We start from the raw sequence: 26,619 nt of genomic DNA, 5'->3' as shown, positions 1-26,619 counted from the left end.
AACATGAAAGGGTTGGTAGGCCTGATGGTTCATCATAAAACATATATGGGCTTTTATAGGATTATTTTTCACCATTCACTCACCCAAAAGAGCTTATCATGACGATGCCAAACTATCGCACACTCAATATTATCTTGTCACTCATCATGGTGGCAGGCAGTGTTTATGCTATTGGTTATTTACAAAATTACTTAATGCTAGACCCATGCCCTTTGTGCATTTTTCAGCGTATTGGGCTTTGGATCATGGGTATATTCGCCTTGCTTGCTGCCATCATCAACCCACGCCAGAAACTGGTGCGTTTAATACTTTGGGTTGGTAGTATGGTAGGAACGCTTTGGGGGTTTGGGGTGGCAGCTCGTCATACTTGGATTCACTATGCCCCATCAGCCCAGCCACCTGCCTGTGGTCCAGGGCTTGAGTATTGGGTGCAGACCATGCCCATGTCAAAGGTACTCACAACCGTACTAACAGGCAATGGTGATTGCGGCATGATTGACTGGACATTGATGGGGCTATCAATTCCTGCACAAGCCATGATTTTATTCATGATCATCGCTTTGATTCAGGTGATCATTTTAAAGAAAATATTAAGTAACAACCGATAAATACAGCATTTATTAAATATTAGGCTTTAGGATGCCACCAAAGCCTACCTAAGACTTTGGTATCATAAAAACATTACCGCTAAGGATTATCATGCACATTCATATTTTAGGTATTTGTGGTACTTTTATGGGTTCGTTGGCTCTGCTGGCTCGTGATTTGGGTCATACAGTGACTGGCTCAGATGCCAATATTTACCCGCCAATGAGTACGCAGCTTGCTGATGCTGGCGTGGAGGTTTGGGAGGGTTATCACGCAGAACACTTGATACCTACGCCTGATTTAATCGTCGTGGGTAATGCATGTAAGCGAGGTATGCCAGCCATTGAATATATGTTAAATGAACGGTTGCCCTACACTTCAGGTCCACAGTTTTTATACGAAACAGTGCTCAAGGATCGCCATGTCTTAGCGGTTGCAGGTACACATGGTAAAACCACAACAACCACCATGTTGGCATGGATTTTACAATTCTCAGGCATTGATACAGGATTTTTAATTGGTGGCGTGCCGCTTGTCAATACAGATGATAGACGCCTAAGCTTGGCGTTTCAGCACAGCTCATATTTAGGCAAGCAATTTTTTGTCATTGAAGCCGATGAATATGATTCAGCATTTTTTGACAAACGCTCAAAATTTGTACATTATCGGCCAACGACAGCCATTTTAAATAATCTAGAATACGATCATGCTGATATTTTTGCAGATCTTGATGCCATCCAGACCCAATTTCATCATATGATTCGTATGATACCATCTAAAGGTCAAATCATCATACCTGCAAACACTCCAAGCCTAGAGACAACATTAGATAAAGGCGTTTGGACGACCGTGGTGCGTACAAGCCTAAATGGCGATGCCGAGTGGCAAGCCAAACTAGATGCCAACGACGGTTCATCATTTTGGGTACATCACAACAACACATCAGCCATGGTTCGCTGGTCAATGAGCGGTCTACACAATGTCAATAATGCATTGACCGCCATCGCTGCGGCACATCATGTCGGTGTGTCGGTTGAAATGGCGTGTACTGCCCTGTCGCATTTTGGTGGTATTAAGCGGCGTATGGAGTTGATTGGTGATGTCGATGATATTTTGGTATTTGATGATTTTGCACATCACCCAACCGCCATCAGCACCACACTTGATGGTGCTAAAAAACGCCTAACTCCTCGGCGTATTTGGGCAATTATTGAACCACGCTCAAATACAATGAAACTTGGCAGTCATCGACCACATTTGGCAGCATCGGCAGCCATCGCAGATCAGGTTATTTGGTATGAGCCACAAGGACTGACTTGGGGTCTCAAAGAAGCCATTGGTTCTACGCCCAATCAGCGTGTACTAGACAGTATCAACGCCATCATTGAGCATATAAAAACATATGCCAAAGCAGGCGATGCGATCATCATCATGTCTAATGGTGACTTTGAAAATATTCACGGACGACTGCTGGATGCACTAAGCCAACCTTAGCCAATCAATAACAATCAAGTTTTTTACCAAAGCTTAAATTGACATTTAAATGTCAAAAGTAGATTGTTTTAAGTGATTTTTGATCACTTAAACTTGGATATACCTGCCCTTGATAACAATTTATTGATAACATATGTATAAATAAGATAACATTTGATGATTTCATCCATGTTTGTATCAAAATGGCCCAATCTGTGGTTTGACAATAAAGGCTTGTTTGATGGCAAATGATCAAACAAGCCTTTACTTAAAAAGCTTACCCATACTCTGATTTTTAAACAGCCATATTTTATGCCAAATGCCAAAGCTTAGCATCAATTAATCAAAACGACGGTTCTCAAACCGTTCAATCAAAGCACGCTCCTCATCTGACCACGGCATCTTGACCATGTTCATATCCGTGCGGACAATGACCGCTTCACCGCTTGCAACCAGCGTTTGTTGGGCTTGACTGTACATTGCATATTCTTGGACAACACTGGTGCTACCGAGGTGCTTAATACGCACGCCGATTAGTAGCGTATCAGGATAGGTTACAGGACGGCGATACTGTATGGATGAACTTGCTAAAATCGTCAATAAATCCTCTCGTGCTGCCATAAAACCAATCGCACGCATGTAGGCAATACGAGCCGATTCAGCATAGCGATAATAAGCCACATTATTCACATGATTAAAGCCGTCCATATCGCCCCATGCAATTGGCTGCACATGAACGACAGGATAGTCATGCAACAGCTTAGGCCTATCATCACCTGTCAATATCGGCTCAAAAATGCTTGCAACTTTCAACATATTATCTCCTTATAATCTTGGTTGATGTGCCACGATCCAATGATCGCTTTATGATTATCACCGATCATCGGTATTAAGCTTTTAGTGGTTTATAACCTGCAGGTTTTTCATAATCGCCATTATCCAAAAACTTCTCACGCTGTTCATTGAGATATTTTTTTGCTTGTGGGTCAATCATACTTAGATGCTTTTCATTAATCAGCATGGTCTGTAACTCAAGCCATGCATTCCAAGCTTTGGCAGATATGGTATCTTGGATTTCTTGACCTTTAGCATTAGGAAACGGTGGATTGGGTAATTTGGGAAGATTTTGTTGATATTTACGACAAAAAACCATATGGTCATTCGGGTTAAAGGTTTGCATAATTGCCCTCATCTTATTAAGTAAAAAATTTGGTTGAACTGATTATAACAAATATTGACCCAAATTGGCTAAGGATTTACCAAAACCTGCTCAATCATTGATTTGATATCACTGTGTCAAAACAAATCTTTGAAAGCGTTGGATAAAAGCTACCATACAAACCTTAACATCTGATGATTAAAACTCAGGCACACTACTTGTACGACTAAGGCCATAAGTGCCAAATCTACCATCAGTGAGAACCTCCGCTGCCTGTTTACCAATGTGCAAAGGATAAGACCGATGATTACTTTTGCTGGTTAATTGGATATGGGGGTATACCAATGATTGCTCTTTATAATTCTCAAAACGCTCTGCCGCTTTATGATAAGGCACGCCATGCCGTTTGGCTTGATGTGTGATACGCTCATCAAGTGTCATTTTGGGAATGGCACGATAATAATTTGCATATCCTTTGATATCATCTGGCACGGAGCGAATACTGCTGATATGGATATAGTCCGCCAAATGCTCAAGCTGTTTATCCAAATTAAGGGCAGATAATGCCTGCTCAGTCGGTGCAAATACTCGCAGCTTACAGCCCAAATAGGCAATTTTTTTATCAGCAATGGTGCGATATTGTGGGAATGATACACCATAAATCGTTTTATCTTGCTCATCTTTTTGCTCAACAAAGGCAAGATGTAACTGGGTGTAGAGCTTACTCCACACCGCATGTGGGGAAATATCCGCTTGGGGAATTAAGGTAATTTCTTGATAAAATTTCATGATTCTTTTCCACTTGCACCAAAAACACCACCACGAACCAAGACCGCCATGACATAGTGCTGATTTTCCACGCTCGGCTTGTTATCTTTTAATACCCAGCCATCAAATAAGGAATAAAAATCCTGCTTTTGTCTGGGCTGACGAAATGCCGTACCCATCGTGGTTACCTGTCCATATGGCTCAACTGCAATCGGAAACTGAGCTTCTGGATACCAAGTATCAATGGTACGAATGGCATTACCGATTTTTTGAGAATGAATGCCTGCTTTGTCATTAATATGATACAAAACCTTGCTCTTAGTTTTGCCCGTATCCAAAATCAATTCTTGTGATGGATACACTTCTTGACCATAGCCAACCACCGCTTCTGCTGTGATATTTAAAATAATAAATGATTGATTGGTTAAGCCTTGCTCAATCCAGTTAGCCAAAGTCATAAGCTCTGGGTTTTGTGTATCAAAATTGTGAATAGAAATGCTTTTGGCGTCAAAAGTTAAAGTCTGCTGCTGATCTGCCAGTTTGCATGTCACATTGACCGTAATTTTTTCAGAACCGATACGGTTACGCCATAGCCAGCGGGCATTAGCGATATTGGTTGCATAGCGATGTGCCAGCGTCTTTACGCCATGCTCTTGTAGGTAGCCTTGCACCGTTTGTAATAATTTGGCTTGATAATTTGGGTCATTACAGACATTAGGTTTGCCGTCAAATGGTAGCACTTTGCATGTCCATGACACAATCAAAGTATCATTGTCTTCTAATAAAGATGCTGAATCTACTTTTTGTAAATTGGCTTTTTCAATTTCAGCATCAAGCTTAGCTGGGTCATTTGTAATGGTATTTTTTAAACGATTACTGATTGTGCCACGGATAGACTTTTCTTGAATACGCACAGGAACAATCCCACTGTTTTCATTTTGGCTGTTTTTTTGTGCCATAAAACCATCAGAAATATCCAAATTGCGTTCAAAAGCCAAGACAGTTGCTGTTGTTAATTTACTCATCAGATCACTCCATTTCATTGTATTAAGATTAAAATTATGATAACTCGTTTTGTGTCAGCAGATACAAACCTGTTTCATCATAGTGTTGTCGCCAAAAGGCTGTTTCAATATTGTCCTTTAGATGATGTGGATACACCCATTTGCCCAAACCGTAAACCACTTCTACATACTGGCTTGGATACTCAGGATTACGCACATTGTCCATTTTACCGGCCTCAAATTGTTCGCTAATTGCCTGATAGCCCATTGGCATAGGTACAATCCAGCCATGTCCTGTTTTGATGGATTTGGTGTGCCATTTGGTATTACCATCTAAATCCAGCTTTGGCAGATGGTGTAGTGTACACACATCAAGCAGTACATCAAGCGGTGTGGCTTTTGGATCGGTACTTTGGGCTTTATCAATCAATTCGCTAAATTCAGAACTGGCATCCATCAAAACAAATGCAGGCATTAAAAGTGGTACTATCTGATGCATACTTTCAAAACCAAAATACCGCACAGGATGGGTTTTGGCAATATTCATCACACTACCACCAGCAATACGCTGCCTAAAAATGGCTTGTGATAAAAATTGGGTCAGCTCTTGACTGCGTTTTTCTGAAAGCAAATCAGACGCTAATACCTCCACAGCAAAACTCATCACCAAATTACACTTACCCTCCTCCACAATTGGGGCTGTCTTACCATCTTTTTTGAGTGGATTACGAGTTTGATTAAAAGTATGGTCATGATATCTGCCCGCTCGATAAGTTTTGGGCGTGCATTCATAACAAGCCAGTAGCACACCACCTAATGCCAAATCAGCAAATCGCTCATCTGCCATTAAGGTGCGTGATAAGGCATGAAATGCGCCTGTAAATCCTGTTAGTGCAGGCAAACCATAGGTCAAAGGGCTAGAAATTGTATTGGCATCATAAATCACCATTTTGTGAAAATATACACACCCTACCCTAACTTTATCGTTCATAAAAACACCCCCTTGCCCAAGCGTTCATAAAATTTTTGCATCTCTTCAATTTCTCGTTGCCACTCATTATATTCTGCATCTGCAAAATCAAATTTTAGCTCTTTGACCGTGCTACGCAACTGCTGATTAAACCAAGACGCAAAATCTTGTAAAATGATTTTTTGCCATTCCTGCTTGGTTTTTTCGTCAGCAAACTTGGCCTCACCGTCTAAATCAGCACGATAAGGATCTAGCCATATTTTTTGGGCAAGTGGCAGTGCATAAGTCTTTGACCAGCCTGCTGGTTTATTTTGTAATACATGGGCAATGCCAAAAATCGTATGCAATAAGCGGTCTATGGCATCTTTGCGTTTATCTCGCACATCGATTGTATTTCTGGTATCTTTAACAACTTGAACCACATAATTAAAATCATCTTGAATATGGTATTTTAAAGTTTTACTCTCAAAAAAGTTTTCACAAAATTTAGATAAAGAAAATTCACGGTCTTGGCTTATTTTGGGCGGCAATGAGGGCAATAAATAGTTACGCCCGCCTTGTCGGCTTGTGAGCTGGCTGATATTTTGCGGTTTTGAGCCGCCCAATTGTACGATTGCCAAATTTGGCATACTGACATAAGATATATGCAGTGCATTGGATTTAAAGCGGTTCTCTAAGGCTTTTTTATTATCATCAGAATATCTTAATTGATTAATTTTTAAATAAACCCCATGAGTCAATACTGATGGATATAATGGGATAATATTGATATAGTCCAGCTCATTAAGCTGGCAAGCGGTGTCGGCATTGATATGCCAAAGTAGCTGTTTATTGAGCTCATGTGTGCTTGGGTTATCCGTGTTATTTTGCAGGGCTTTTTTAAAAGCACTATGATAATTTGCCGCCATACGCTCATCATCAGATAAAGAGCTGATAAAGCCAGCATGATTTTGAAGAATTAAATCTCGTATTTTAAGACCATCTGCCACATCAAAATCAAAGAATGTCGCCAAAGGCAGTGCCGCTGCATGACCACTGGCATCTAGTACTGGATCGGTAAGGCTGTGCGTGCCTATTAAAGTATTGGGCAGCTGTCTATTAAAAACAAAATTAACATTATCACCTCTGGCACTAAGATGAATGCCTTTAGAGATATGTGTGCCAAATGTCATCCATTGTGTCCACCTATTTGCCGCCAAATCAAGCCAAACACTTTTCTTGAATCTTTGCTCAATTTCTTGAATCTGTGATTGAAGTTGACCAATTGTCGTTACATCACCATCTTCTTGAGCTTTGGTAAGCTGTTTTTGTAATTTTTCTGATTTGATTGCAATTTGATTTTGTAAAAATCGACTGACTGCAGTTTTGGCAAGGTCGTTTGTTGTCATGATGAAAACTTCCTTTATTTATCTATGAATACGATGGATTAAGCTATATTTAAAAAATTAACCATAAATCTTAACGAAAAGTTAACATCGCCATTTTTTTGGTATAAACCGCTGAAAAAGCAATGTCTTAAGGCACCAATAACAACCGCACAGGTCGCTTGGTGTGGCTAGCAGTCAAGTCGCTCTGACATCATACCTAAAAAGGGTGAAAAATACCATTGAGATTGCCGACTATCTAGCATTACTTTGCTAAATTGTATTGCCACATGGGATAAATTACGCACCATCAAATGTGTCTGTAACCGCCTAATTTCATCGTACACATCACAGACCAGCCAAGTGCTAATTTGTGCGTGATGATAATCAAAATCCATCATTTGAATATAATGGTTGTGCAGATTGGCATGTGATAAACCATTTTGATTAATATCCTCCATGGCATATACCCTAAATCCATCACCCTGACCATCTACGATTTGGTTGGGAATCAGCACCCACGCTTCATCTTGCTGTATGCTGTGCCGAAATGGCGACACTTGCTGCAAATGAGTATGTATCCGATTAGATGCTCCCGCTTCTCGCCAATAGGCATTGATATAATTGGTTTTATTTGCCCCAAATAAATCATGCATCAAAGTATGTTCCAATTGCTCCAAGCTTTCGGGTCTATCTTTGATAGTATCTGTCCAAATGCGTGGGCGAGCATCAATTTGGCTTAGATGATTATCGCTCATTAAGGCGGTCATGTCATGTTCTGTAAGCTTATATTTTTTGGTTTCAAAGCCAGGTTTGGTAAATACAGGTCCATGGTGATTTTGTAATGCACGAATATTTTTATTGAGTATCAAGATATTGCTATCAAACACCTGTTTATTTGGGCGATGTCGCCATACTCGACCAGCCAACTGAATGATTGATCGCATTGAACTTGGCTCAACAATCGCCCAATCATAATCATGATCACGCCCCACCTCTGCCACAGGTGTTGCCAATACCATAAAAATATGCTGCTTAGCCTGACTTTTGGTCATCTGCTGCACAATGTCATCATGAGTAAAAAGCAGCTGTTCGTCATGCTCACTGCGTTTTAATACTTTATCTAAGCGACGCTCCAAGCGATTTCGCAAAATCAAAAGCTGTCGTGCGTGATAGCACACCACATGGATATGTGTATTTTGGTTGACTTGAGCATGTTGCAGATAAAACGCAATGCGTGTTAGCTGTTTGATATTTGCAATCCGCACCAAGCCAATGCTGGCACTTTTGCCCGTTTTTTTATCAACAGTATGATAACAATGATGCAACCGAACAGCACCATCAATGATATTTTGTGCCAATGTGCTATAAAATTCAGCTTTTTTATCTTGATGATAAGCCATGCCGACAGGCAGAATTTCAGCTTTACGGCGGATGGGCTGCTGCTGTAAAAAGCTGATGCGTTTTTTGATAAAAATTTGCTGCTGTTGCCTAAAGGTCTCCACCTTATCACAAGATATCACCATACTGCCATGTTTTTGTTCATCAAACCACGCACAGACGGTTTGTGGTGCAGGTTTATTTTGGCTTTGATTGAACAATTTGCGTCCAGCTAAATAACTTTCAAATAAGCCAGCAACCAAATCAGGCGGTAGCGTTGCTGATGACAGCAACACCTTTGAACCAAACATGCCTGCCAAATGTACCAGACGTGCTAATGCAGGCAAGTCATTATGATCAAATTCATCAGGTTCATCTAAAATCAAATCGCTACTAAGCAGCCGAAGCATTGGTGTGATATAGCCACCGCCTCGCTTACATTCACTCGCCCCAATCAGATGATCAATGGTACAAGTGACTATCGGAGAAAATAGTAAATCTTTGGCTTTATTATCAGCCAATAAAGTATCAATATTCAGCTTAGCCAGCTCAAGATGGGCAGCATGATACTCAGACGCAAAATCGACAAAGCCATCTACCAACGCCTCTGCTGATTCACTGCCCCAAGCTGTACTTGAGTCATCTTGGTTTTTGTGTTGTTCACCGATTTCAAATAACTGCCGAATACCGCCGCCACCCACCAAAATCGCCAAGACCTCATCACTTAACTGTAAATCCTGACGCAAACTTAGGCCTGTTTGCAAAGTCAATACACGCAGCCCTAACGCAATGGTGAATCTTGCCCCTTTTTTCTCATCTGATAAGCCATACATAATGCGAGCATTACCAATGGTCTTGCCACAGCCAGTAGATGCCATATTAACCCCAAAAAAGCCATGCACATCACTATCAGCCTGCACACTTTTGGCTATGTTAAAGGCATAATTTTGCCAAACAAATCGCTCAATATTGGTATTTTTGCTTAATGGGCGATGCGACAGCAATGTCGGTAATTGCTCACCGATAATCGGTAAATAGCGAGCAAAATGTGCCGTAAAGGAAGCAACACCCAGCAAATGCTCATCTAAAAATTGCTTAGGTTGTTTTGTTTTACGGTTGGTATTGGCAAGTAAATTTAAAGAGGATTTTGTGGCAACACGGCGATGGTCGCCATCTTTTAATGAAGAGTAGTTATGGTCACCGACCATTAAACACAGCCGTGATAAATACAGTAAAATGGCATTATCAATCGGCTTATCTTGTGCAGACAGTGCTTGTAAAGTTGGGTCTTTTATGGCTTTGTTTGCCCAACGCTTTATGCGACTTTGCCAAGCGTTACTGTCGATCACACACTGATCAAATTGCCAAAAATCAACCAATTTTTTATTGGCTTTATGAGCTGTTTCAAAGGTTCTGGGATTTTTTACCCAATGGTCGTTGGCGGTGAAATCTGCATAAATCTTAGTTAGCGGGCGTTCAAAATATAATTTTAAGGTTGAGGCATTTGTTTGAAAACTTATGCGTTCTTGTTCCTTTAAAAATACATTGACCAAAGGTGGCAAACGATGATGGCTAACAACAAGCCAAGCCACCCACTGCCCAAGTGGCGGCAATTTGGATAAATCGGCATGATCCAAATTACAAGGTTTTAAATAATCATTTAACGCTGATAATTTTTGGGTCTTTAGCCACTCATCAATGCGTCCAAAGCGTTCTAACCACTGAGAATCAGTTTGACAATCTTGGATCAGCCAAAGCAAAATTTTCAGCGAAATCCATTCGTGGCGATAAGGATCGCCTTGGGTGCTGCCATGTTTTAGCTTATGCTGAAAACCAAGCGTAGATTTGCCCAAATCATGTAGCAGTGCTGCCAAAGTTGCGATGATTTGGATGGCACTGATATAGTACCAATCATTTTGCCATTCACTGTGCAAAATATTACGGCGTGTTTGGTTCACTGGCACCCAGCCATATTCATTAAATTTATGGCGATTACCCACAATCCACAACAGCTCGCTGTGTTTGCGTGTGTGAAAGCGGTAACAGCTGATGGCGGTATTTTTGCTTGCGGTACGTGCAAGCAGTTTTTTGACCATGACAAGCCCATCTTCGGTAATGACGGTCTGCCAAGTATTATGACCGATGCGATTGGCAAACGCATCTAACACAAGGCGTGTGCGTTGCAGTGCCTTTTTTTCACATTGGGAAATAAAGGTCACAATCATTTTATACGCCTTTAAAATACTGCGACGCCAATTTGACTTGACTAAACATAAAATCCAGTGCCTTATACTCGGTGAATTTTTGTAAGATTTTTTGGCGAAATTCTTGTTCTGTAAAATTTTGTTTCGCACAAACAAATGACCACGGCAGAACAATGGCATCTTTTACTAAATCTGCCACATCAAAAACAAGCGCCCCACGCCGTGTCTTACCATGCATCACCGCAAACCCATGCGGAATGCCAAGCACCCACAAAGTACAAGCTCCTAAACCATACGCCAAATAATTACCATGATTCAAAAAACGATTGGCATCATCACTTGCATGAAAATCCCGCTCAAACGATAATGCACACTTGGTTTTTGCATAGTGATACAACCGCTTGGTCATCAATGCTTCAGCCAACAAAAGATCACCAACGCTGTCTACTTGCTCAATTTTATTTGTAAATGCGGTATGTAGTTGTACGACATCATAGTCTGTGATATCAAATCCTGCTTCTTGTAGCTGCTTGTCTTTTAACCAAACTTTTTGGGTAAATTCTAGGCGTTGTTTTTGAAACACTTTGGCAATCGTGAGCCGTTTTTTATCATCAAACCAAAAAGACAGCCAGCCTTGGACATATTCGGTCGGGCGATATTCATTTTGTGGACTAAGCCACTGTATTTCTACCCCTGAAAATAATGGCGTCGCACCGCCCCCACAAAAGCCAACCAACACGCCAGCACCAGTAAGCAGACGCATCGCTGCTTGTGTAATAGAAGTGCCTGTGCCAAGTAAAATGACCGTCGTGTTGGCGATCGGAATATTATAATAGTGGTTTTGGTATTTCGTTTCGGTCAGGTACAAGATACGCCCATCTTTTTGCATGACTCAGCAATGCTCAAGATAAAATAAATTCGCCCGTTTGGAGTGTAAAATTGCTTTTAGGTCGGCAGGTTTGAGCGTACTCATGATGACACAAATCCATGTTTAATAATTCAATTTTATCCTAACAATTTTCAACATCATTTAATATGATTTTATTGGATTATAAACTAAAAATAAATTTATACCAATCATTTTTTAATTGTATTTAGCGATTAAAATGTTTTAAGATAACCCAACCAGAAGATGGAAAAATAACTGATTGACCCTTTATTTTTTTACTATTTAAAAACTTGAATATTTTCAATAAGTTATAACATGAAGATTTTTGATTGGGTTTTTGACAAATTTTATCATAATGACTTGTTATTTCTTATTATTTTGGTTTATACTAACTCTTCACGACCGCACAGGTCGCTTAGAAATTGTCCTTATCTGATTACTGCTGGCATCTATTCTTCACGACCGCACAGGTCGCTTAGAAATGAGTATTTTTTCATCATTCTTCAATCTCCGTCTTCACGACCGCACAGGTCGCTTAGAAATTCAAAATAAAAGTTGCCCTTGCCACGCTCAACTTCACGACCGCACAGGTCGCTTAGAAAAGCCAACCATAAAACTCAATCAACCAACTACACTTCACGACCGCACAGGTCGCTTAGAAAGTTTTTTCACCAATGCCAAACATTGCTTTAAGCTTCACGACCGCACAGGTCGCTTAGAAAAAAGGTACAGGCGGTAACGCTGGAAAAAAATTCTTCACGACCGCACAGGTCGCTTAGAAATTTCATGACCTGCGTAGAACTGCACGCACCAACTTCACGACCGCACAGGTCGCTTAGAAAGTATTTCGTGTTTGCCTCTCCAAAAATTGAGCCTTCACGACCGCACAGGTCGCTTAGAAAAATGCTGATACTACCGCCTCGGATGTTGGGGGCTTCACGACCGCACAGGTCGCTTAGAAACAGTCTTGATATCGAACGGTACAGCATATCGCCTTCACGACCGCACAGGTCGCTTAGAAAATAGCCCGCTAAAGTCGTTGGCTTATTGGTAACTTCACGACCGCACAGGTTGCTTAGAAATGTTCTGATGCGTCTTGACAGCGCTTGCTCTTCTTCACGACCGCACAGGTCGCTTAGAAAACACAGACATGCGATTGGTGATATTACTAATTCTTCACGACCGCACAGGTCGCTTAGAAACATACTTTACGGTGAGCGAGAAATTGGTGGTTCTTCACGACCGCACAGGTCGCTTAGAAATTAAAATCTACGCCATCCAAATGCTCAATGAACTTCACGACCGCACAGGTCGCTTAGAAAACGCTCTAGCTTGATCTTATCAATGCGACTTTCTTCACGACCGCACAGGTCGCTTAGAAACCGCACAGGTCGCTTAGAAATGTCCAATCGCTTGTATTGCCTAGCTTATCCACTTCACGACCGCACAGGTCGCTTAGAAAGCTGATGTTGCTTTCAATCGTGCCAATTTTGCCTTCACGACCGCACAGGTCGCTTAGAAATCTCCAGTTGGCAACGAAAATCCATTTTTCTCCTTCACGACCGCACAGGTCGCTTAGAAATACTTTAAATAATTGATTGTTCATAGTTTTAACTTCACGACCGCACAGGTCGCTTAGAAAGTGCTGAATGTGAAAGCATTGCATGGTCGGCTCTTCACGACCGCACAGGTCGCTTAGAAAATCTTTGCACATAGAGACCAAAACCTTATCAACTTCACGACCGCACAGGTCGCTTAGAAATCTCCAGTTGGCAACGAAAATCCATTTTTCTCCTTCACGACCGCACAGGTCGCTTAGAAAGCAATGAAACACGCACGCTGACAGACGCTAACCTTCACGACCGCACAGGTCGCTTAGAAAATGCCTGACACCACACCGCCTGACTGCACTTTCTTCACGACCACACAGGTCGCTTAGAAATAGCACCGCCCAGCCGCCCACACACGCACATTCTTCACGACCGCACAGGTCGCTTAGAAAAAGCGATTAATCCGCTCACCAATTGTTCTGTTCTTCACGACCACACAGGTCGCTTAGAAATTTTGTTCTATGGCTACGCTGATTATTTAAAATTTTTGTGCCAATCCCTTGAAAATTTTATCCTTAACCATTATGAAGATGGGGAATTTATATTAACTTTTTTGGGGCAATTTATGACCGAGCAAACCACCGAACAAACCACTATGGAAGAGATTATGGCTGAGACGACAACCGAGCAAGTCGAAGCACTTCATAGCCAAATCCAAGCGCTAGAAAATGAAGTCAAAGAAGCCAAAGAGACTGCTGCGCGTGCCAATGCCGAAAGCTATAACGCCCAACGCCGCATGGAACAAGAAACCGACAAAGCCAAAAAATTTGCACTACAAAAGTTTGCCAAAGAGCTTTTGGAGGTGGTTGACAACCTAGAGCGTGCCATTAAAGATGCTGAAGAGACAGGTGCAGATGACGCATCACTTGAAGGTATTCGCCTAACACATAAAGTACTGCTTAGCGTTCTTGAAAAAAATGGCGTCGTGGCCGTGGGTAATGTCGGTGATACATTCAATCCAGAGATTCATGAAGCGGTGGGTATTTTCCCAGAAGCCGAGAAAGATATCATCGGTCAGGTGCTTCAAAAAGGCTACATTCTCAACGAACGCACCTTAAGACCTGCGATGGTAATGGTAGGGGCTTAAGTCAAATCTTGGGTATTTATTGAACAATTTCAATCAGTTAAATAAAATAAATTTTTTGAAAAAAGTTGAATAATCCCCTTGAAAAGCCAAAAATAAAACAAATATAACACCCAAGCTTGGTAGTATTTTAAATTAAATTTTAAAGCTTAACTAAGCATCAATAATTTCAACATTAAAATAATTTTAAATCTGGAGTAAATTATGGCTAAAGTTATTGGTATTGACCTAGGTACAACCAATTCATGTGTGGCAGTACTTGAAGGTGATAAAGTCAAAGTAATTGAAAACGCAGAAGGTGCACGCACCACACCATCGATTGTGGCATTTAAAGATGGTGAAACTTTGGTCGGTCAAGCGGCTAAGCGTCAAGCGGTCACCAACCCAAAAAATACTTTATTTGCAATCAAACGCCTAATCGGTCGTCGTTTTGAAGATAAAGAAGTCCAAAAAGACATCTCACTTGTACCTTTTAAAATTGTCAAAGCAGATAATGGCGATGCTTGGGTTGAGGTCAATGATAAAAAACAAGCACCGCCACAGATCAGTGCTGAAGTTTTACGCAAAATGAAAAAAACCGCCGAAGACTATCTTGGCGAAGCTGTAACCGAAGCTGTCGTTACTGTACCTGCCTATTTTAATGATGCCCAGCGTCAAGCAACCAAAGATGCAGGTAAAATTGCAGGTCTGGATGTCAAACGCATCATCAACGAACCAACTGCAGCCGCTTTGGCATACGGTATGGATAAAAAAGGTGGTGATAAAACTGTGGCAGTTTATGATTTGGGTGGTGGTACATTTGATGTATCAATCATCGAGATTGCCGATGTCGATGGCGATCAGCAATTTGAAGTTTTAGCAACCAATGGCGATACCCACTTGGGCGGCGAAGATTTTGACTTAGCATTGATTGATTATTTGGTTGAAGAGTTTAAAAAAGAACAAGATGTTAACTTAAAAGGCGACCCTTTGGCAATGCAGCGTCTAAAAGAAGCTGCCGAAAAAGCCAAAATTGAGCTATCAAGCAGCCAATCAACGGAAGTAAACTTGCCTTACATTACTGCAGATAGCTCAGGTCCAAAGCACTTGGTGGTTACCATCAGCCGTGCTAAGCTTGAAAGCTTGACTGAGGATATGGTTGCTCGCACAATTATCCCTTGCAAAACTGCTCTTGAAGATGCTGGCTTATCAGCAAGCGATATTGATGATGTGATTTTGGTTGGTGGTCAAACTCGTATGCCACTGGTTCAACAAAAAGTTCAAGAATTTTTTGGTAAAGAACCTCGTAAAGATGTCAACCCAGATGAAGCAGTTGCCATGGGTGCTGCTATCCAAGGTGCGGTACTGTCTGGTGATAAAAAAGATGTTCTGCTACTTGATGTGACGCCATTAACTCTAGGTATCGAAACGATGGGCGGTGTGATGACACCAATCATTGAGAAAAACACCATGATTCCCACCAAAAAATCACAGGTATTCTCAACAGCAGCAGATAATCAACCAGCGGTATCAATCCAAGTTTATCAAGGTGAGCGTAAAATCGCCAACCAAAATAAACTGTTGGGTAACTTTGACTTAACGGATATTCCACCTGCACCTCGTGGTGTACCACAAATTGAGGTTACTTTTGATATCAACGCTGATGGTATCATGAATATCAGTGCTAAAGATAAAGGCACAGGTAAATCACAATCTATTCAGATTAAAGCAGACTCTGGTCTATCAGAATCTGAAATTGAAGAGATGATTCGCACCGCTGAGGCAAATGCTGCCGAAGATGAGAAGTTTGCTAACCTTGCAAATGCTCGTAATGAAGCAGATGGTCGTATTCATGCTGTCCAAAAAGCACTAAAAGAAGCTGGTGATAAAGTTACAACTGAAGAGACTACTGCTGTTGAATCTGCCATCAGTGCACTTGAAGCTGCTGCCAAAGAAGATGATGCTGATGACATCAAAGCTAAACTTGAAGCTTTAGATAATGCGTTCTTGCCAATCAGCCAAAAAATCTACGCTGATGCAGGTGCTCAAGGTGCTGAGCCACAACAAGAACAAGCAAAACCCGCTGATGATGGTGTCGTTGACGCTGAATTCACCGAAGTCAAAGACAAGTAATCACTTGTTGACTTCACCAAAATAGCCCATTCATGATGGGCTATTTTTATTGAATTGGCAACATAAAAACCCTAAAATCATTACATTGGGGTGCTGATAAAGTGTTATACTATCTTATCTAATAAATCTGCTACTTCACTACACGGAGAAGCCATGAGCGACATTTTAAATCAATTTATTCCCATCTTTTTTGTCACCTTTGGGATTTTTATTTTATTTTTCTTATTTATGGGTGTTGGCTATTTTGTCAAAAAAAAGCCACTTAAGGGATCTTGTGGCGGTGTGGCGACCTTAATGGGTGATGAACATTGCCAATTTTGTGGCAATGACCCCAATAAATGCGAAAGTAATATCGACAAGATTGACGATACCGCTCGCAATAAATTAAGCAAGATTGCCAAACAAGCTTAAAAATCAAATAAAATCAGTCAAATATATCATCATTTGACTGATTTTATGGGCAAAGATGATAAGAATTAAACAAGCGGCATTTGCCCAAACCCTCGTCTTTGACGCATCACCTCATATAACACCATTCCTGTGGCAACACTGACATTGAGGCTTTGAGGACGATCCAAAACTTCTGCCATAGGAATATATACCAAAGTATCACACATCGTTTGAGTTAATCGACGCATGCCATCACCTTCTGAACCCATGATGATGGCAACCTTACCCCCAAAATCACATTCAAATGCTGGCTTAGCAGACTTATCAAGTGCCGTTCCAAAAATAAATACACCTGATTTTTTCATTTTTTCTAGTGTTCGAGCCAAATTGGTTACCGATATCACAGGGATGACCTCAGAAGCCCCAACGGAAACCTTAGCCACAGTCGGTGTTATCGGTGCTGACTGGTGTCGAGGAAGAATAACTGCATCCACACCCATCGCACAAGCGGTACGCAAGCAGGCACCTAGATTATGAGCATCTGTAATCTGATCGAGTACCAAAAACAGCACATCATCTTGCATAAGCAAATTATCCAGAATCGTCTCATCTGCCATCGGTGCGATGCGTGCCAGAGCAACCACGCCTTGATGTTGCTGACTGCCACAAAGCTCGGTCAATCGCTCACGGTGAGCATTTTGGATACTGATACCAAAATGCTTGGCAGACTGAACAATCAGCTGATGCTCTGAACTCATCTGCCCATCGTCACGCAACTGAATAAATAAACCAAGCACCTCTTCAGGACGGCGTTTAATCAACATACTAACAGCATGAATGCCATAAAAGTACGGATTTTTGGGCTTGGCTGGCTTGGCTTGGTGATGTGGTTTGTTCAGTTTTTCTTTAGAAGAAGATTTAAAGCTTTGATTATCTGTTTTTTGACTGCGTTTTTTCATGATATTATCTTTGAGTGATTAAAATTGATCATCATGCCAGTAGGCTTAGCATGGCTTAGTTTATTTTAGAGTCAGAAATTTTGGTGAATTACTTGGTAAATTTCAGTAGGCTCAAGCGTCACAAGCTCATCAACCATCACATCAGGCTCATAAGCATGGATGATATTCTTAAGCCGCTCACCCAGTGCCAAATAGTGATACTGTCTATGATGCAGCAACCTCCGCCATGCTTGATAGGCCATTTCGCTACTAATAATGACAAAGACATCAGCTTTTTCGTTGATTATTTTTAAATTTTTCTGAAAATTATCCATCAAATCCATGGGAATAAATCGCTCATACCAACGAATGACATCAATCTGAACGCCTCGTGCTTTTAATGTCTCATGTAACAGCTTACGCCCACCAGCACCCCGCCAAATCAAAACCCGACTGCCTGATATCAGCGACCGAATCTCAGTCATTGCCAGCATACCCTCGTTATTAGTAACCCTAGGTAAAACAACAGACAGCCCACGATCAGTCAATACTTTGGCAGTTGCCAAACCAACAGCAACAATGGGTGCATTAGGCAACTTGGATTGCCAATGATGGCCACCATGCAACTTATCTAAATATTCAAGTGCTCGCCGTGCTGACTCAACGCTGGTCACCACAAGCACATCATAGTCATGATCAAGCCATGCACGCATCATCGATGCTTTGGTCTCTGTCATGGGCAGCGTCTGGATGTCTAACAGCGGCAGATCGATGACTGGCATACCCGTCATTTGACGAATGGCTTGCCCACGGTGCTTGGGTCGGGTGTTAATGAGTAAAGTTGACATCATGAATTAAGGGCATTTTGATAAACTTGTTTTAAAATATCATCCGCACCTTGCATGAGTAACTCATGTGCGACATCTATCCCAAGTTGTTCGGCTGCTTGTTCATCCAGTTGGATTTCACCCATAAGCTTGTGTGACTGTTGTGCTTTTAATAAGGTCTTACCGTCCACTGAGCCGACTCGTCCACGCAGAGTCAACATACCATCTTCAATCACAGCAAAGCCTGCAATCGGTACTTGGCAACCGCCTTCAAGGGCACGATTCATAGCACGCTCAGCCAACACACACAGGCGTGTCTTGGGGTGATTAAGCGGAGATAACAACAGCTTAATTGCTTCATCATCGCTGCGGCACTCGATGGCAAGCGCCCCTTGACCCACCGCAGGTAAAGACAGTTCATCATCAAGCTCATGACGAATCCGCTTATGTAAACCCAACCGCTCAAGACCACTTGTCGCCAAGATAATGGCGTCATATTCTCCTGCATCAAGCTTACCCAACCGAGTGCCGACATTGCCACGCAAACTTTTGATGTCCAAATCAGGTCGTGCCTGACGCAGCTGACACTCACGGCGTAAACTGGATGTACCAAGAACTGCCCCTGTGGGCAAATCATCCAAATGCTCAAAACGATTCGACACAAAAGCATCTGTCGGTGCATGACGCTCACAATAAGCCCCAAGCATCAGCCCCTCAGGTAGTACCATCGGTACATCTTTGAGTGAATGCACTGCAATATCAGCACGCTTATCATACAAAGCCTGTTCAAGCTCCTTGACAAACAGCCCCTTACCACCAATTTTGGCAAGTGGTGTATCCAAAATCTTATCACCTTTTGTCACCATCTCAAGCAGCTCAACTGACAAAGATGGGTAAAGCTGTTCAAGTTTTGCTTTGATAAAATTCGCCTGCCACAGTGCCAATGGGCTTTGGCGTGTGGCAATGGTTAGGGTGCGTATGGTCATATGCGATCCAAATTTTTGATAAATTTAATCTATTATAAGAAATTTGGCGATCAAATACCAACATCTACCATGGATTTGTTCATCATCTTTATACCAATTATTATTAATTAGTTATTTTTATTAATTATGTTATAAAATTTAGATAAAGTACCATCATATACCGCCTAAAATTATGCTATACTTTGGAGACATTTTATCATTTAAAGTCATACAAGGAATTAGCATGAGCGAACAAACTTCAAGCATGTGGGGCGGTCGTTTTTCAGAGGCGACGGACAGTTTTGTCGCAGAATTTACCGCATCGGTCAATTTTGATAAGCGGATGGCACGCCAAGATATTCAAGGCTCTATCGCCCACGCCACCATGCTGGGTATGTGTGGCATCATCACCCAAGATGAATCTTGTCAAATCATTAACGGTCTTACCCAAATTCAAGCCGAGATTGATGACGGTAAGTTTCAGTGGTCGGTAGTGCTTGAGGATGTGCATATGAATATCGAAAGCCGCTTGACGACACTTATCGGTGATGTCGGTAAAAAATTGCACACTGGTCGCAGTCGCAATGACCAAGTTGCTACAGACATTCGCCTATGGCTGCGTGATGAGACGGATAATATTCTGGTGCTGCTTGCCAAACTACAAAGTGGACTTTTGGATTTGGCAGCCAACCACACTAAGACCATCATGCCCGGCTTTACCCATCTTCAGACCGCTCAGCCTGTCAGCTTTGGGCATCATGTCATGGCATGGTTTGAAATGCTTGTGCGTGACAGCGAACGCTTTGTAGATACACGCCACCGAATTAATCAAATGCCGCTAGGTTCGGCTGCTTTGGCAGGTACCACCTATCCAATTGATCGCACCATCACCGCACGCCTGCTCGGCTTTGAGGGCATTTGCCAAAACTCACTAGATGCGGTGTCTGACCGTGATTTTGCCATTGAATTTACTGCCAATGCGTCTATCTTAATGATGCATTTATCACGCATGAGCGAAGAGCTGATCTTGTGGATGAGTGCACAGTTTGGCTTTATTCATATTCCTGATCGATTTTGCACAGGTTCATCCATCATGCCCCAAAAGAAAAACCCTGATGTACCAGAATTGGTGCGTGGCAAGGCAGCGCGTGTCTTTGGGCAGCTCACCACTTTGCTGACACTCATGAAAAATCAGCCACTGGCTTATAACAAAGATAACCAAGAGGATAAAGAGCCACTGTTTGACTGCGTGGACACCTTAACTGGTAGCCTGCTTGCCTTTGCTGATATGTTGCCAAATATCATCCCAAATGTGGGCAATATGCGTGCAGCGACCATGAAAGGATATGCCACAGCAACTGATCTAGCAGACTATTTGGTCAAAAAAGGCTTACCATTTCGTGATGCACATGAGGTGGTGGGTAAAGCGGTTGGGCTTGGTGTCTCAAAAGGCGTGGATCTTAGTGAGCTTTCATTAGATGAACTTCAAAGTTTTAGCCCACTGATAGAATGTGATGTCTTTGATTGCCTAACTTTAGAAGGTTCACTAACTGCACGCAATCACATTGGCGGTACTGCACCAAATCAAGTATTATCAGCAATTAAACGGGGTCGTGAACGAATTATCAATCCCAAAACCGCCTAAACCAATCCACGGTCTACGAATGATAAATGACAAGAATTTATTAATATCAATAAATTTTATCAAATATCATTTACAACATATTTGGACAAATTAAGTATCCTGCCTTATCCTTTAAAAATAAGCCGCTAAAATGCCCAAAAACATAACTCAGTCATGTTTTTGGGCATTTTACTAGGATAATTTAATGGTCGGCCAAAAACCCACCACTTTGGCGTGCCCAAAGCGATGCATACACGCCATTTTTGGCAATCAGCTCATCATGACTGCCCATTTCTACGATATGACCCCGATCCATCACCACAAGCTTATCCATCGAGGCGATCGTTGATAACCGATGGGCGATGGCGATGACAGTTTTGCCTGCCATCATATCATCAAGGCTTTGGGTGATGGCATGTTCAACTTCACTATCTAACGCACTGGTCGCTTCATCAAGCAATAAAATTGGTGCATTTTTAAGCATCACACGAGCGATAGCGATACGCTGGCGTTGACCACCTGATAGTTTGACACCACGCTCGCCAACCTGTGTATCAAGCCCTGTATTGCCAAATTTATCTTTTAAAGTCTGGATAAAATCCCATGCGTGAGCTGCTTTAGCAGCTGCGATAATCTCATCATCGGTGGCATCAGGACGACCATAAGCGATATTTTCACGCACTGTACGATGTAGTAGCGAAGTATCTTGGGTAACCATGCCGATATTTTGACGCAAAGATTCTTGGGTGATGGTCTTAATATCTTGCTGGTCAATGTAAATTTGACCGCCATCAATATCATAAAATCGCAAAAGCAAATTAACCAGCGTGGACTTACCTGCCCCTGAGCGACCTACCAATCCGACTTTTTCGCCTGCCTTGATGGATAAACTAAAATCATCAAGCAATGGTTGGCTTTGGTCTTTTTTACCATAGTTAAATGAAACTTGCTTAAAATCAATCTGTCCTTGTTTCACATGAAACACTTGGGCATTAGGGTCATCTACCACATGATGTGGCGTGGTTAAAGTCTTCATACCGTCTTGAACCGTGCCTAGATATTCAAATAATCCCGCCGTCTCCCAAAGTACCCAATGGGTCAGACCCTGCAAACGAATAGCAAGTGCCCCTGAAACCGCAACTGCACCTGCGCCCACCACGCCAGACATCCACAAATACACGCTCATCGCAACCGATCCTGAGACCGTCAAGACAGCAATCACAGAAACCAAAATTTCAAGCAGTGAGACAAGTCGCATCTGGTCATGCACTGTGCCTAAAAAATGTTTCATGGCTTCTTTGGCATAGCCAGATTCTCGGTGTGAATGGCTAAATAGCTTCACTGTGTTGATATTAGCATAAGCATCGGTAATTCGACCTGTCATCAAAGCACGAGCATCCGCCTGTATCCGACTGGTACGCTGAAGGCGTGGCAATACAAATACCAATAAAGCCGAAACCGCTAAAATCCAAAATACAAATGGCACTGTCAGTAGTGGGTGAATCCCAGTCAAAACAGCCCCTGCTCCCACCAAAAATGTGAGAATAAAGACAAACACACCAATCAGCGTCATGACCACATCACGCACCGCTAAAGCGGTTTGCATCACCTTGGCTGATACACGGCCAGAGAATTCATCTTGATAAAATTGCATCGACTGGCCCAGCATTTGCTGATGAAAAATCCAGCGTAAACGCATTGGTACTACTCCTTGTAGCACCTGATGGTGAATGGTTGTTTCAAACAAAAGCACCAACGGAATGAATGCACTGATTGCCAGCATGATCAATAGATCTGACTTTTTTTGTGTCCAAAATTCACTGGGAGAATACACACTAAGCCAGTCAACAATTTGCCCAATCCACGCATACACATATGCCCAATAGATGCCTGCAATTGCTGTTAATACTGTAAACAACAAAAGCCAACCACGATATCCCAAAGTACAGGCATAAATAAATGAAGCCAGCGAATGGGTATGGGTGGGCAGGCTAATATCAGGAAAAGACTCTAAACGTTTTTCAAAATATGAAAAGAACGACATAAGTTACCAATTTTATGAATACAATTATCCATTATAACAGAATTTAATGGCTCGCCGAACATCCATCCAACAAGCCATCTTGAAAAATATCCCAAAATATAAAGTATTAAGTAAAATCATACTTCGTGATACAGCTTACTGCCTTCTTCTTTATATTTTTCTTTCATTTGTTGTAGTCCTCTTTCCACATCCAATCCTTTGGCATAATCACGGACATTTTGGGTAATCTTCATGGAGCAAAATTTAGGGCCACACATAGAACAAAAATGTGCCGATTTATGGGCTTTTTTAGGCATGGTCTCATCATGCATAGAGCGAGCCGTATCTGGATCAAGCGATAAGTTAAACTGATCCTCCCAGCGAAACTCAAAGCGAGCCTTAGACAGGGCATTGTCACGCACTTGGGCGCCAGGGTGTCCTTTTGCCAAATCAGCAGCGTGGGCGGCGATTTTGTAAGTAATGATACCATCTTTAACATCTTTTTTATTAGGCAGACCCAAATGCTCTTTTGGCGTAACATAGCACAGCATTGCTGTACCATACCAACCAATCATCGCCGCCCCTATCGCACTGGTGATGTGGTCATAGCCAGGTGCGATATCAGTTGTTAGAGGTCCCAGCGTATAAAATGGCGCTTCTTTACACACATCCAATTGCAAATCCATGTTTTGTTTAATCATATGCATGGGTACATGCCCAGGCCCTTCAATCATGACCTGAACATCATGCGCCCATGCTCTTTGGGTAAGCTCGCCCAGTGTGTGCAGCTCACCAAATTGTGCTTCATCATTAGCATCTTGGATACAGCCAGGTCTTAGCCCATCACCCAAACTAAATGACACATCATAAGCTTTCATAATCTCACAAATCTCATCAAAATGTGTGTATAAAAAGTTTTCTTGATGGTGAGCTAAGCACCATTGTGCCATGATAGAGCCGCCACGGCTGACAATGCCTGTCAAACGATTGGCAGTCAGAGGTACATAACGAAGTAGCACGCCTGCATGAATGGTAAAATAATCCACGCCCTGTTCAGCTTGCTCGATGAGTGTGTCTTTAAAAATCTCCCAAGTTAAATCTTCTGCTACGCCACCGACTTTTTCTAACGCCTGATAAATCGGCACTGTGCCAATCGGCACAGGTGAATTACGGATAATCCATTCTCGTGTCTCGTGGATATTTTTACCCGTCGACAAGTCCATGATGGTATCTGCCCCCCAGCGGGTCGCCCATGTCATCTTAGCAACCTCTTCTTCGATGCTAGAACCTAAAGCAGAATTGCCAATATTGGCATTGATTTTTACCAAAAAATTACGCCCAATAATCATTGGCTCACATTCTGGATGGTTAATATTGGCAGGAATAATCGCACGCCCTGCAGCAACCTCAGAGCGGACAAATTCTGGGGTAATCTGTATTAAATTATTTGCCCCAAAGTTTTGTCCTTGGTGCTGACGCATATCAATGCCTTCACGCTGACGCTGATTTTCACGAATGGCGATGTATTCCATTTCAGGGGTAATGATACCTTGCTTGGCATAGTGCATTTGAGTGATATTTTTACCCAATTTAGCTCGGCGTGGTTTTGATATATGGGCAAAACGAATGTTTTGGGTGCGAATATCTTTAAGACGCTCACGCCCAAATTGGGAGGTTAATCCACTAAGCTCTTCACTATCATCACGCTCAAGAATCCAGTTTTGACGTACATGAGGCAGACCTTTATTTAGGTCAATTTGTACATTAGGGTCGGTATAAACACCTGAGGTATCATAAACCAAAATTGGCTCATTTTTCTCAAGGCCACCTTGGGCAAGCCCTGTTGGTGTATCTGTTAAGCTAATTTCACGAAATGGTACGGCAATATCAGGGCGAGACCCTTGGATATACACCTTTTTAGAAGCAGGCAAGACTCGGGTTAAATCTTTGGCATCTTCATCATGTTGGGCAATGATTTGGTTTAAAGCTGGGTTGGTCGGTTGGCTCATGGCATGTCCTTAAATTGGCTTTATCAATCAAGCCATTTAAAGAACTTGTCAATGAAACGGGCTAATTTCATGACACATCTTTAATTCACTTGATTCCTACGCAGGTCTTAACCTTCAGGTTCAACGGTATTTGTTTATAACTTTATGATAATACATTCAATAATATCACAGTAAAACAATCTCAACAGCTGCTTGGCTGTACTCCGTCAAGTTACAAAGATTAGTATAGCATAATTTTAAGAGGATAAATATTTTTAATGATATGCGTTTTTGGCTTGTCAGTCATCGCATCTGCCTGTTATCATATACGCATAATTATTTTTGTCTCTTAGGAATATCGCATGAAAGTTTTGGTTTTGGGTGGCGGCGTCATCGGCACCACAACGGCGTATTATCTTGCCAAAAAAGGCGTTCAAGTGACCGTCATTGAGCGTCAACACGCGGTTGCCCAGGAGACAAGTTTTGGTAATGCTGGGCAAATCTCACCAGGCTACTCAACACCATGGGCTGCCCCTCAAATTCCCACAAAAGCGATTAAATGGCTATTTCAAAAACATGCGCCATTAGCGATTCGCCCTGATGGGTCAAGCTTTCAAATGTCGTGGCTGACCCAAATGCTCAAAAACTGTACCCATAAACGCTATACCATCAATAAATCACGCATGATGCGGGTGGCTGAGTACAGCCGAGACTGTTTTCGTCAGTTGCGTCTTGATACTGGTATTGATTATGAACATCGCACCCAAGGCACACTTCAGCTATTTCGCACCCAAGCACAGCTTGATCAGGTCGGCAAAGACATTGAAGTATTAAAAGAATGCGGCGTGGATTATGAGCTACTAGATAAAAACAGTCTCAGCCAAGCTGAACCTGCTTTGGCTCATGCGGCCGCACAGCTGACGGGCGGTCTAAGATTGCCGCACGACGAAACTGGCGACTGTAATTTATTCACCAAAGCACTGGCTGAGATCTGCAAAGATATGGGCGTTGAATTTCGTTTTAATACCACAATTGACAAAATCACTCATAATAACCAAACCATTACTGGCGTCATCGCTGACGGTGAGCTCATCACTGCAGACAGTTATGTGCTTGCATTGGGCAGTTATTCACGGGCGATGGCAAAGTCGCTGGGGCTTGATTTACCCGTATATCCAGTTAAAGGATATTCATTGACTGTGCCTATTATTGATGAAAGCCGTGCACCCATTTCCACCGTCATTGATGAAACCTATAAA

The 26,619-nt window shown here is 42.1% G+C and carries 19 protein-coding genes, 1 pseudogene, 1 CRISPR repeat array and 1 riboswitch; of the genes and pseudogenes, 7 read left to right on the top strand and 13 right to left on the bottom strand.

The annotated features are described in order from the left end of the window. Nucleotides 1-98 precede the first annotated feature (98 nt). Nucleotides 99-608: a disulfide bond formation protein B gene (locus tag HMPREF2573_RS00840; protein ID WP_003664186.1), complete on the top strand. Its 510-nt coding sequence runs from the start codon at nt 99-101 to the stop codon at nt 606-608. A 91-nt stretch (nt 609-699) separates the two neighbouring features. Further along, nucleotides 700-2,082, top strand: a complete 1,383-nt coding sequence (mpl, locus tag HMPREF2573_RS00835; protein ID WP_003666009.1) for a UDP-N-acetylmuramate:L-alanyl-gamma-D-glutamyl-meso-diaminopimelate ligase — start codon at nt 700-702, stop codon at nt 2,080-2,082. A 318-nt stretch (nt 2,083-2,400) separates the two neighbouring features. On the opposite strand, the gene HMPREF2573_RS00825 is transcribed toward mpl, so the two are convergent. The 8 genes and pseudogenes from HMPREF2573_RS00825 to cas1f form a co-directional block, all read right to left on the bottom strand. Then, complete coding sequence (locus tag HMPREF2573_RS00825; RefSeq protein ID WP_003672781.1) at nt 2,401-2,877, bottom strand: acyl-CoA thioesterase; 477 nt, start codon at nt 2,875-2,877, stop codon at nt 2,401-2,403. Nucleotides 2,878-2,950: 73 nt separating this feature from the next. Beyond that, a complete protein-coding gene (locus HMPREF2573_RS00820) occupies nt 2,951-3,241 on the bottom strand; it encodes an oxidative damage protection protein (RefSeq protein ID WP_003662180.1) in 291 nt (96 codons plus the stop codon). A 177-nt stretch (nt 3,242-3,418) separates the two neighbouring features. Beyond that, nucleotides 3,419-4,009, bottom strand: a complete 591-nt coding sequence (cas6f, locus tag HMPREF2573_RS00815) for a type I-F CRISPR-associated endoribonuclease Cas6/Csy4 (RefSeq protein ID WP_003666007.1) — start codon at nt 4,007-4,009, stop codon at nt 3,419-3,421. Further along, the gene (gene csy3 / locus HMPREF2573_RS00810) at nt 4,006-5,013 is read right to left on the bottom strand and encodes a type I-F CRISPR-associated protein Csy3 (protein WP_003666005.1); all 1,008 of its coding nucleotides are present in this window, start codon (nt 5,011-5,013) and stop codon (nt 4,006-4,008) included. The genes cas6f and csy3 overlap by 4 nt, the downstream gene beginning before the upstream one ends. A gap of 34 nt (nt 5,014-5,047) precedes the next feature. After that, nucleotides 5,048-5,983: a type I-F CRISPR-associated protein Csy2 gene (gene csy2 / locus HMPREF2573_RS00805; protein WP_003662185.1), complete on the bottom strand. Its 936-nt coding sequence runs from the start codon at nt 5,981-5,983 to the stop codon at nt 5,048-5,050. Further along, nucleotides 5,980-7,350 (bottom strand): type I-F CRISPR-associated protein Csy1, encoded by a 1,371-nt coding sequence (gene csy1, locus HMPREF2573_RS00800; RefSeq protein ID WP_003667347.1) that lies wholly within the window; start codon nt 7,348-7,350, stop codon nt 5,980-5,982. Before csy1 ends, csy2 begins: the two co-directional genes overlap by 4 nt. A 167-nt stretch (nt 7,351-7,517) precedes the next feature. Beyond that, nucleotides 7,518-10,931 (bottom strand): type I-F CRISPR-associated helicase Cas3f, encoded by a 3,414-nt coding sequence (gene cas3f, locus HMPREF2573_RS00795; RefSeq protein ID WP_003670071.1) that lies wholly within the window; start codon nt 10,929-10,931, stop codon nt 7,518-7,520. Between the two features lies 1 nt (nt 10,932). After that, nucleotides 10,933-11,883, bottom strand: a pseudogene (cas1f, locus tag HMPREF2573_RS00790) (type I-F CRISPR-associated endonuclease Cas1f). A gap of 310 nt (nt 11,884-12,193) precedes the next feature. After that, nucleotides 12,194-13,861: a CRISPR direct-repeat array (repeat unit 28 nt; unit sequence CTTCACGACCGCACAGGTCGCTTAGAAA). A 113-nt stretch (nt 13,862-13,974) separates the two neighbouring features. On the opposite strand from cas1f, the gene grpE reads away from it, so the two are divergent. The 3 genes from grpE to nqrM all read left to right on the top strand — a co-directional run bounded on the left by grpE (nt 13,975) and on the right by nqrM (nt 17,016). After that, complete coding sequence (gene grpE, locus HMPREF2573_RS00785; RefSeq protein ID WP_003669034.1) at nt 13,975-14,496, top strand: nucleotide exchange factor GrpE; 522 nt, start codon at nt 13,975-13,977, stop codon at nt 14,494-14,496. Nucleotides 14,497-14,697: 201 nt separating this feature from the next. Continuing rightward, complete coding sequence (gene dnaK, locus HMPREF2573_RS00780; RefSeq protein ID WP_003667359.1) at nt 14,698-16,605, top strand: molecular chaperone DnaK; 1,908 nt, start codon at nt 14,698-14,700, stop codon at nt 16,603-16,605. Nucleotides 16,606-16,758: 153 nt separating this feature from the next. Further along, the gene (gene nqrM / locus HMPREF2573_RS00775) at nt 16,759-17,016 is read left to right on the top strand and encodes a (Na+)-NQR maturation NqrM (protein WP_003662198.1); all 258 of its coding nucleotides are present in this window, start codon (nt 16,759-16,761) and stop codon (nt 17,014-17,016) included. A gap of 65 nt (nt 17,017-17,081) precedes the next feature. On the opposite strand, the gene rlmB is transcribed toward nqrM, so the two are convergent. From rlmB to hemC, 3 genes are all read right to left on the bottom strand, one after another. Further along, the gene (gene rlmB / locus HMPREF2573_RS00770; RefSeq protein WP_070472224.1) at nt 17,082-17,954 is read right to left on the bottom strand and encodes a 23S rRNA (guanosine(2251)-2'-O)-methyltransferase RlmB; all 873 of its coding nucleotides are present in this window, start codon (nt 17,952-17,954) and stop codon (nt 17,082-17,084) included. 71 nt (nt 17,955-18,025) lie between these two features. Beyond that, nucleotides 18,026-18,784, bottom strand: coding sequence for a uroporphyrinogen-III synthase (locus tag HMPREF2573_RS00765; protein ID WP_070472219.1), 759 nt, complete (start codon nt 18,782-18,784; stop codon nt 18,026-18,028). After that, nucleotides 18,781-19,746, bottom strand: coding sequence for a hydroxymethylbilane synthase (hemC, locus tag HMPREF2573_RS00760; protein WP_003672286.1), 966 nt, complete (start codon nt 19,744-19,746; stop codon nt 18,781-18,783). The genes HMPREF2573_RS00765 and hemC overlap by 4 nt, the downstream gene beginning before the upstream one ends. A gap of 223 nt (nt 19,747-19,969) precedes the next feature. Between hemC and argH the strand changes: the two genes are divergently transcribed. Continuing rightward, a complete protein-coding gene (gene argH / locus HMPREF2573_RS00755; protein WP_070472213.1) occupies nt 19,970-21,370 on the top strand; it encodes an argininosuccinate lyase in 1,401 nt (466 codons plus the stop codon). A 181-nt stretch (nt 21,371-21,551) separates the two neighbouring features. Here argH and HMPREF2573_RS00750 read toward each other — a convergent pair whose 3' ends face one another. Continuing rightward, entirely contained in the window at nt 21,552-23,393 is a 1,842-nt protein-coding gene (locus HMPREF2573_RS00750) for an ABC transporter ATP-binding protein (RefSeq protein ID WP_003666717.1), read from the bottom strand. A gap of 116 nt (nt 23,394-23,509) precedes the next feature. After that, nucleotides 23,510-25,381 (bottom strand): phosphomethylpyrimidine synthase ThiC, encoded by a 1,872-nt coding sequence (thiC, locus tag HMPREF2573_RS00745; protein WP_070472210.1) that lies wholly within the window; start codon nt 25,379-25,381, stop codon nt 23,510-23,512. Nucleotides 25,382-25,457: 76 nt separating this feature from the next. Next, nucleotides 25,458-25,597, bottom strand: a riboswitch (TPP riboswitch). A 125-nt stretch (nt 25,598-25,722) separates the two neighbouring features. Between thiC and HMPREF2573_RS00740 the strand changes: the two genes are divergently transcribed. Then, a partial coding sequence (locus tag HMPREF2573_RS00740; protein WP_070472207.1) for a D-amino acid dehydrogenase occupies nt 25,723-26,619 on the top strand: 897 nt, incomplete at its 3' end.

Origin of the sequence: Moraxella sp. HMSC061H09 (assembly GCF_001809255.1) — a bacterium.
Classification (GTDB): Bacteria; Pseudomonadota; Gammaproteobacteria; order Pseudomonadales; family Moraxellaceae; genus Moraxella; species Moraxella catarrhalis.
This window is presented reverse-complemented; position numbering and strand designations above follow the sequence as displayed.

Bases quoted from the DNA above. Each gene is read 5' to 3' on its own strand.
- cas3f (WP_003670071.1), bottom strand. From the start codon at position 10,931: ATGATTGTGACCTTTATTTCCCAATGTGAAAAAAAGGCACTGCAACGC.
- HMPREF2573_RS00840 (WP_003664186.1), top strand. From the start codon at position 99: ATGACGATGCCAAACTATCGCACACTCAATATTATCTTGTCACTCATC.
- rlmB (WP_070472224.1), bottom strand. From the start codon at position 17,954: ATGAAAAAACGCAGTCAAAAAACAGATAATCAAAGCTTTAAATCTTCT.
- nqrM (WP_003662198.1), top strand. From the start codon at position 16,759: ATGAGCGACATTTTAAATCAATTTATTCCCATCTTTTTTGTCACCTTT.
- mpl (WP_003666009.1), top strand. From the start codon at position 700: ATGCACATTCATATTTTAGGTATTTGTGGTACTTTTATGGGTTCGTTG.
- grpE (WP_003669034.1), top strand. From the start codon at position 13,975: ATGACCGAGCAAACCACCGAACAAACCACTATGGAAGAGATTATGGCT.
- HMPREF2573_RS00750 (WP_003666717.1), bottom strand. From the start codon at position 23,393: ATGTCGTTCTTTTCATATTTTGAAAAACGTTTAGAGTCTTTTCCTGAT.
- csy1 (WP_003667347.1), bottom strand. From the start codon at position 7,350: ATGACAACAAACGACCTTGCCAAAACTGCAGTCAGTCGATTTTTACAA.
- cas6f (WP_003666007.1), bottom strand. From the start codon at position 4,009: ATGAAATTTTATCAAGAAATTACCTTAATTCCCCAAGCGGATATTTCC.
- thiC (WP_070472210.1), bottom strand. From the start codon at position 25,381: ATGAGCCAACCGACCAACCCAGCTTTAAACCAAATCATTGCCCAACAT.
- csy3 (WP_003666005.1), bottom strand. From the start codon at position 5,013: ATGAGTAAATTAACAACAGCAACTGTCTTGGCTTTTGAACGCAATTTG.
- HMPREF2573_RS00820 (WP_003662180.1), bottom strand. From the start codon at position 3,241: ATGCAAACCTTTAACCCGAATGACCATATGGTTTTTTGTCGTAAATAT.
- argH (WP_070472213.1), top strand. From the start codon at position 19,970: ATGAGCGAACAAACTTCAAGCATGTGGGGCGGTCGTTTTTCAGAGGCG.
- dnaK (WP_003667359.1), top strand. From the start codon at position 14,698: ATGGCTAAAGTTATTGGTATTGACCTAGGTACAACCAATTCATGTGTG.
- csy2 (WP_003662185.1), bottom strand. From the start codon at position 5,983: ATGAACGATAAAGTTAGGGTAGGGTGTGTATATTTTCACAAAATGGTG.
- hemC (WP_003672286.1), bottom strand. From the start codon at position 19,746: ATGACCATACGCACCCTAACCATTGCCACACGCCAAAGCCCATTGGCA.
- HMPREF2573_RS00765 (WP_070472219.1), bottom strand. From the start codon at position 18,784: ATGATGTCAACTTTACTCATTAACACCCGACCCAAGCACCGTGGGCAA.
- HMPREF2573_RS00825 (WP_003672781.1), bottom strand. From the start codon at position 2,877: ATGTTGAAAGTTGCAAGCATTTTTGAGCCGATATTGACAGGTGATGAT.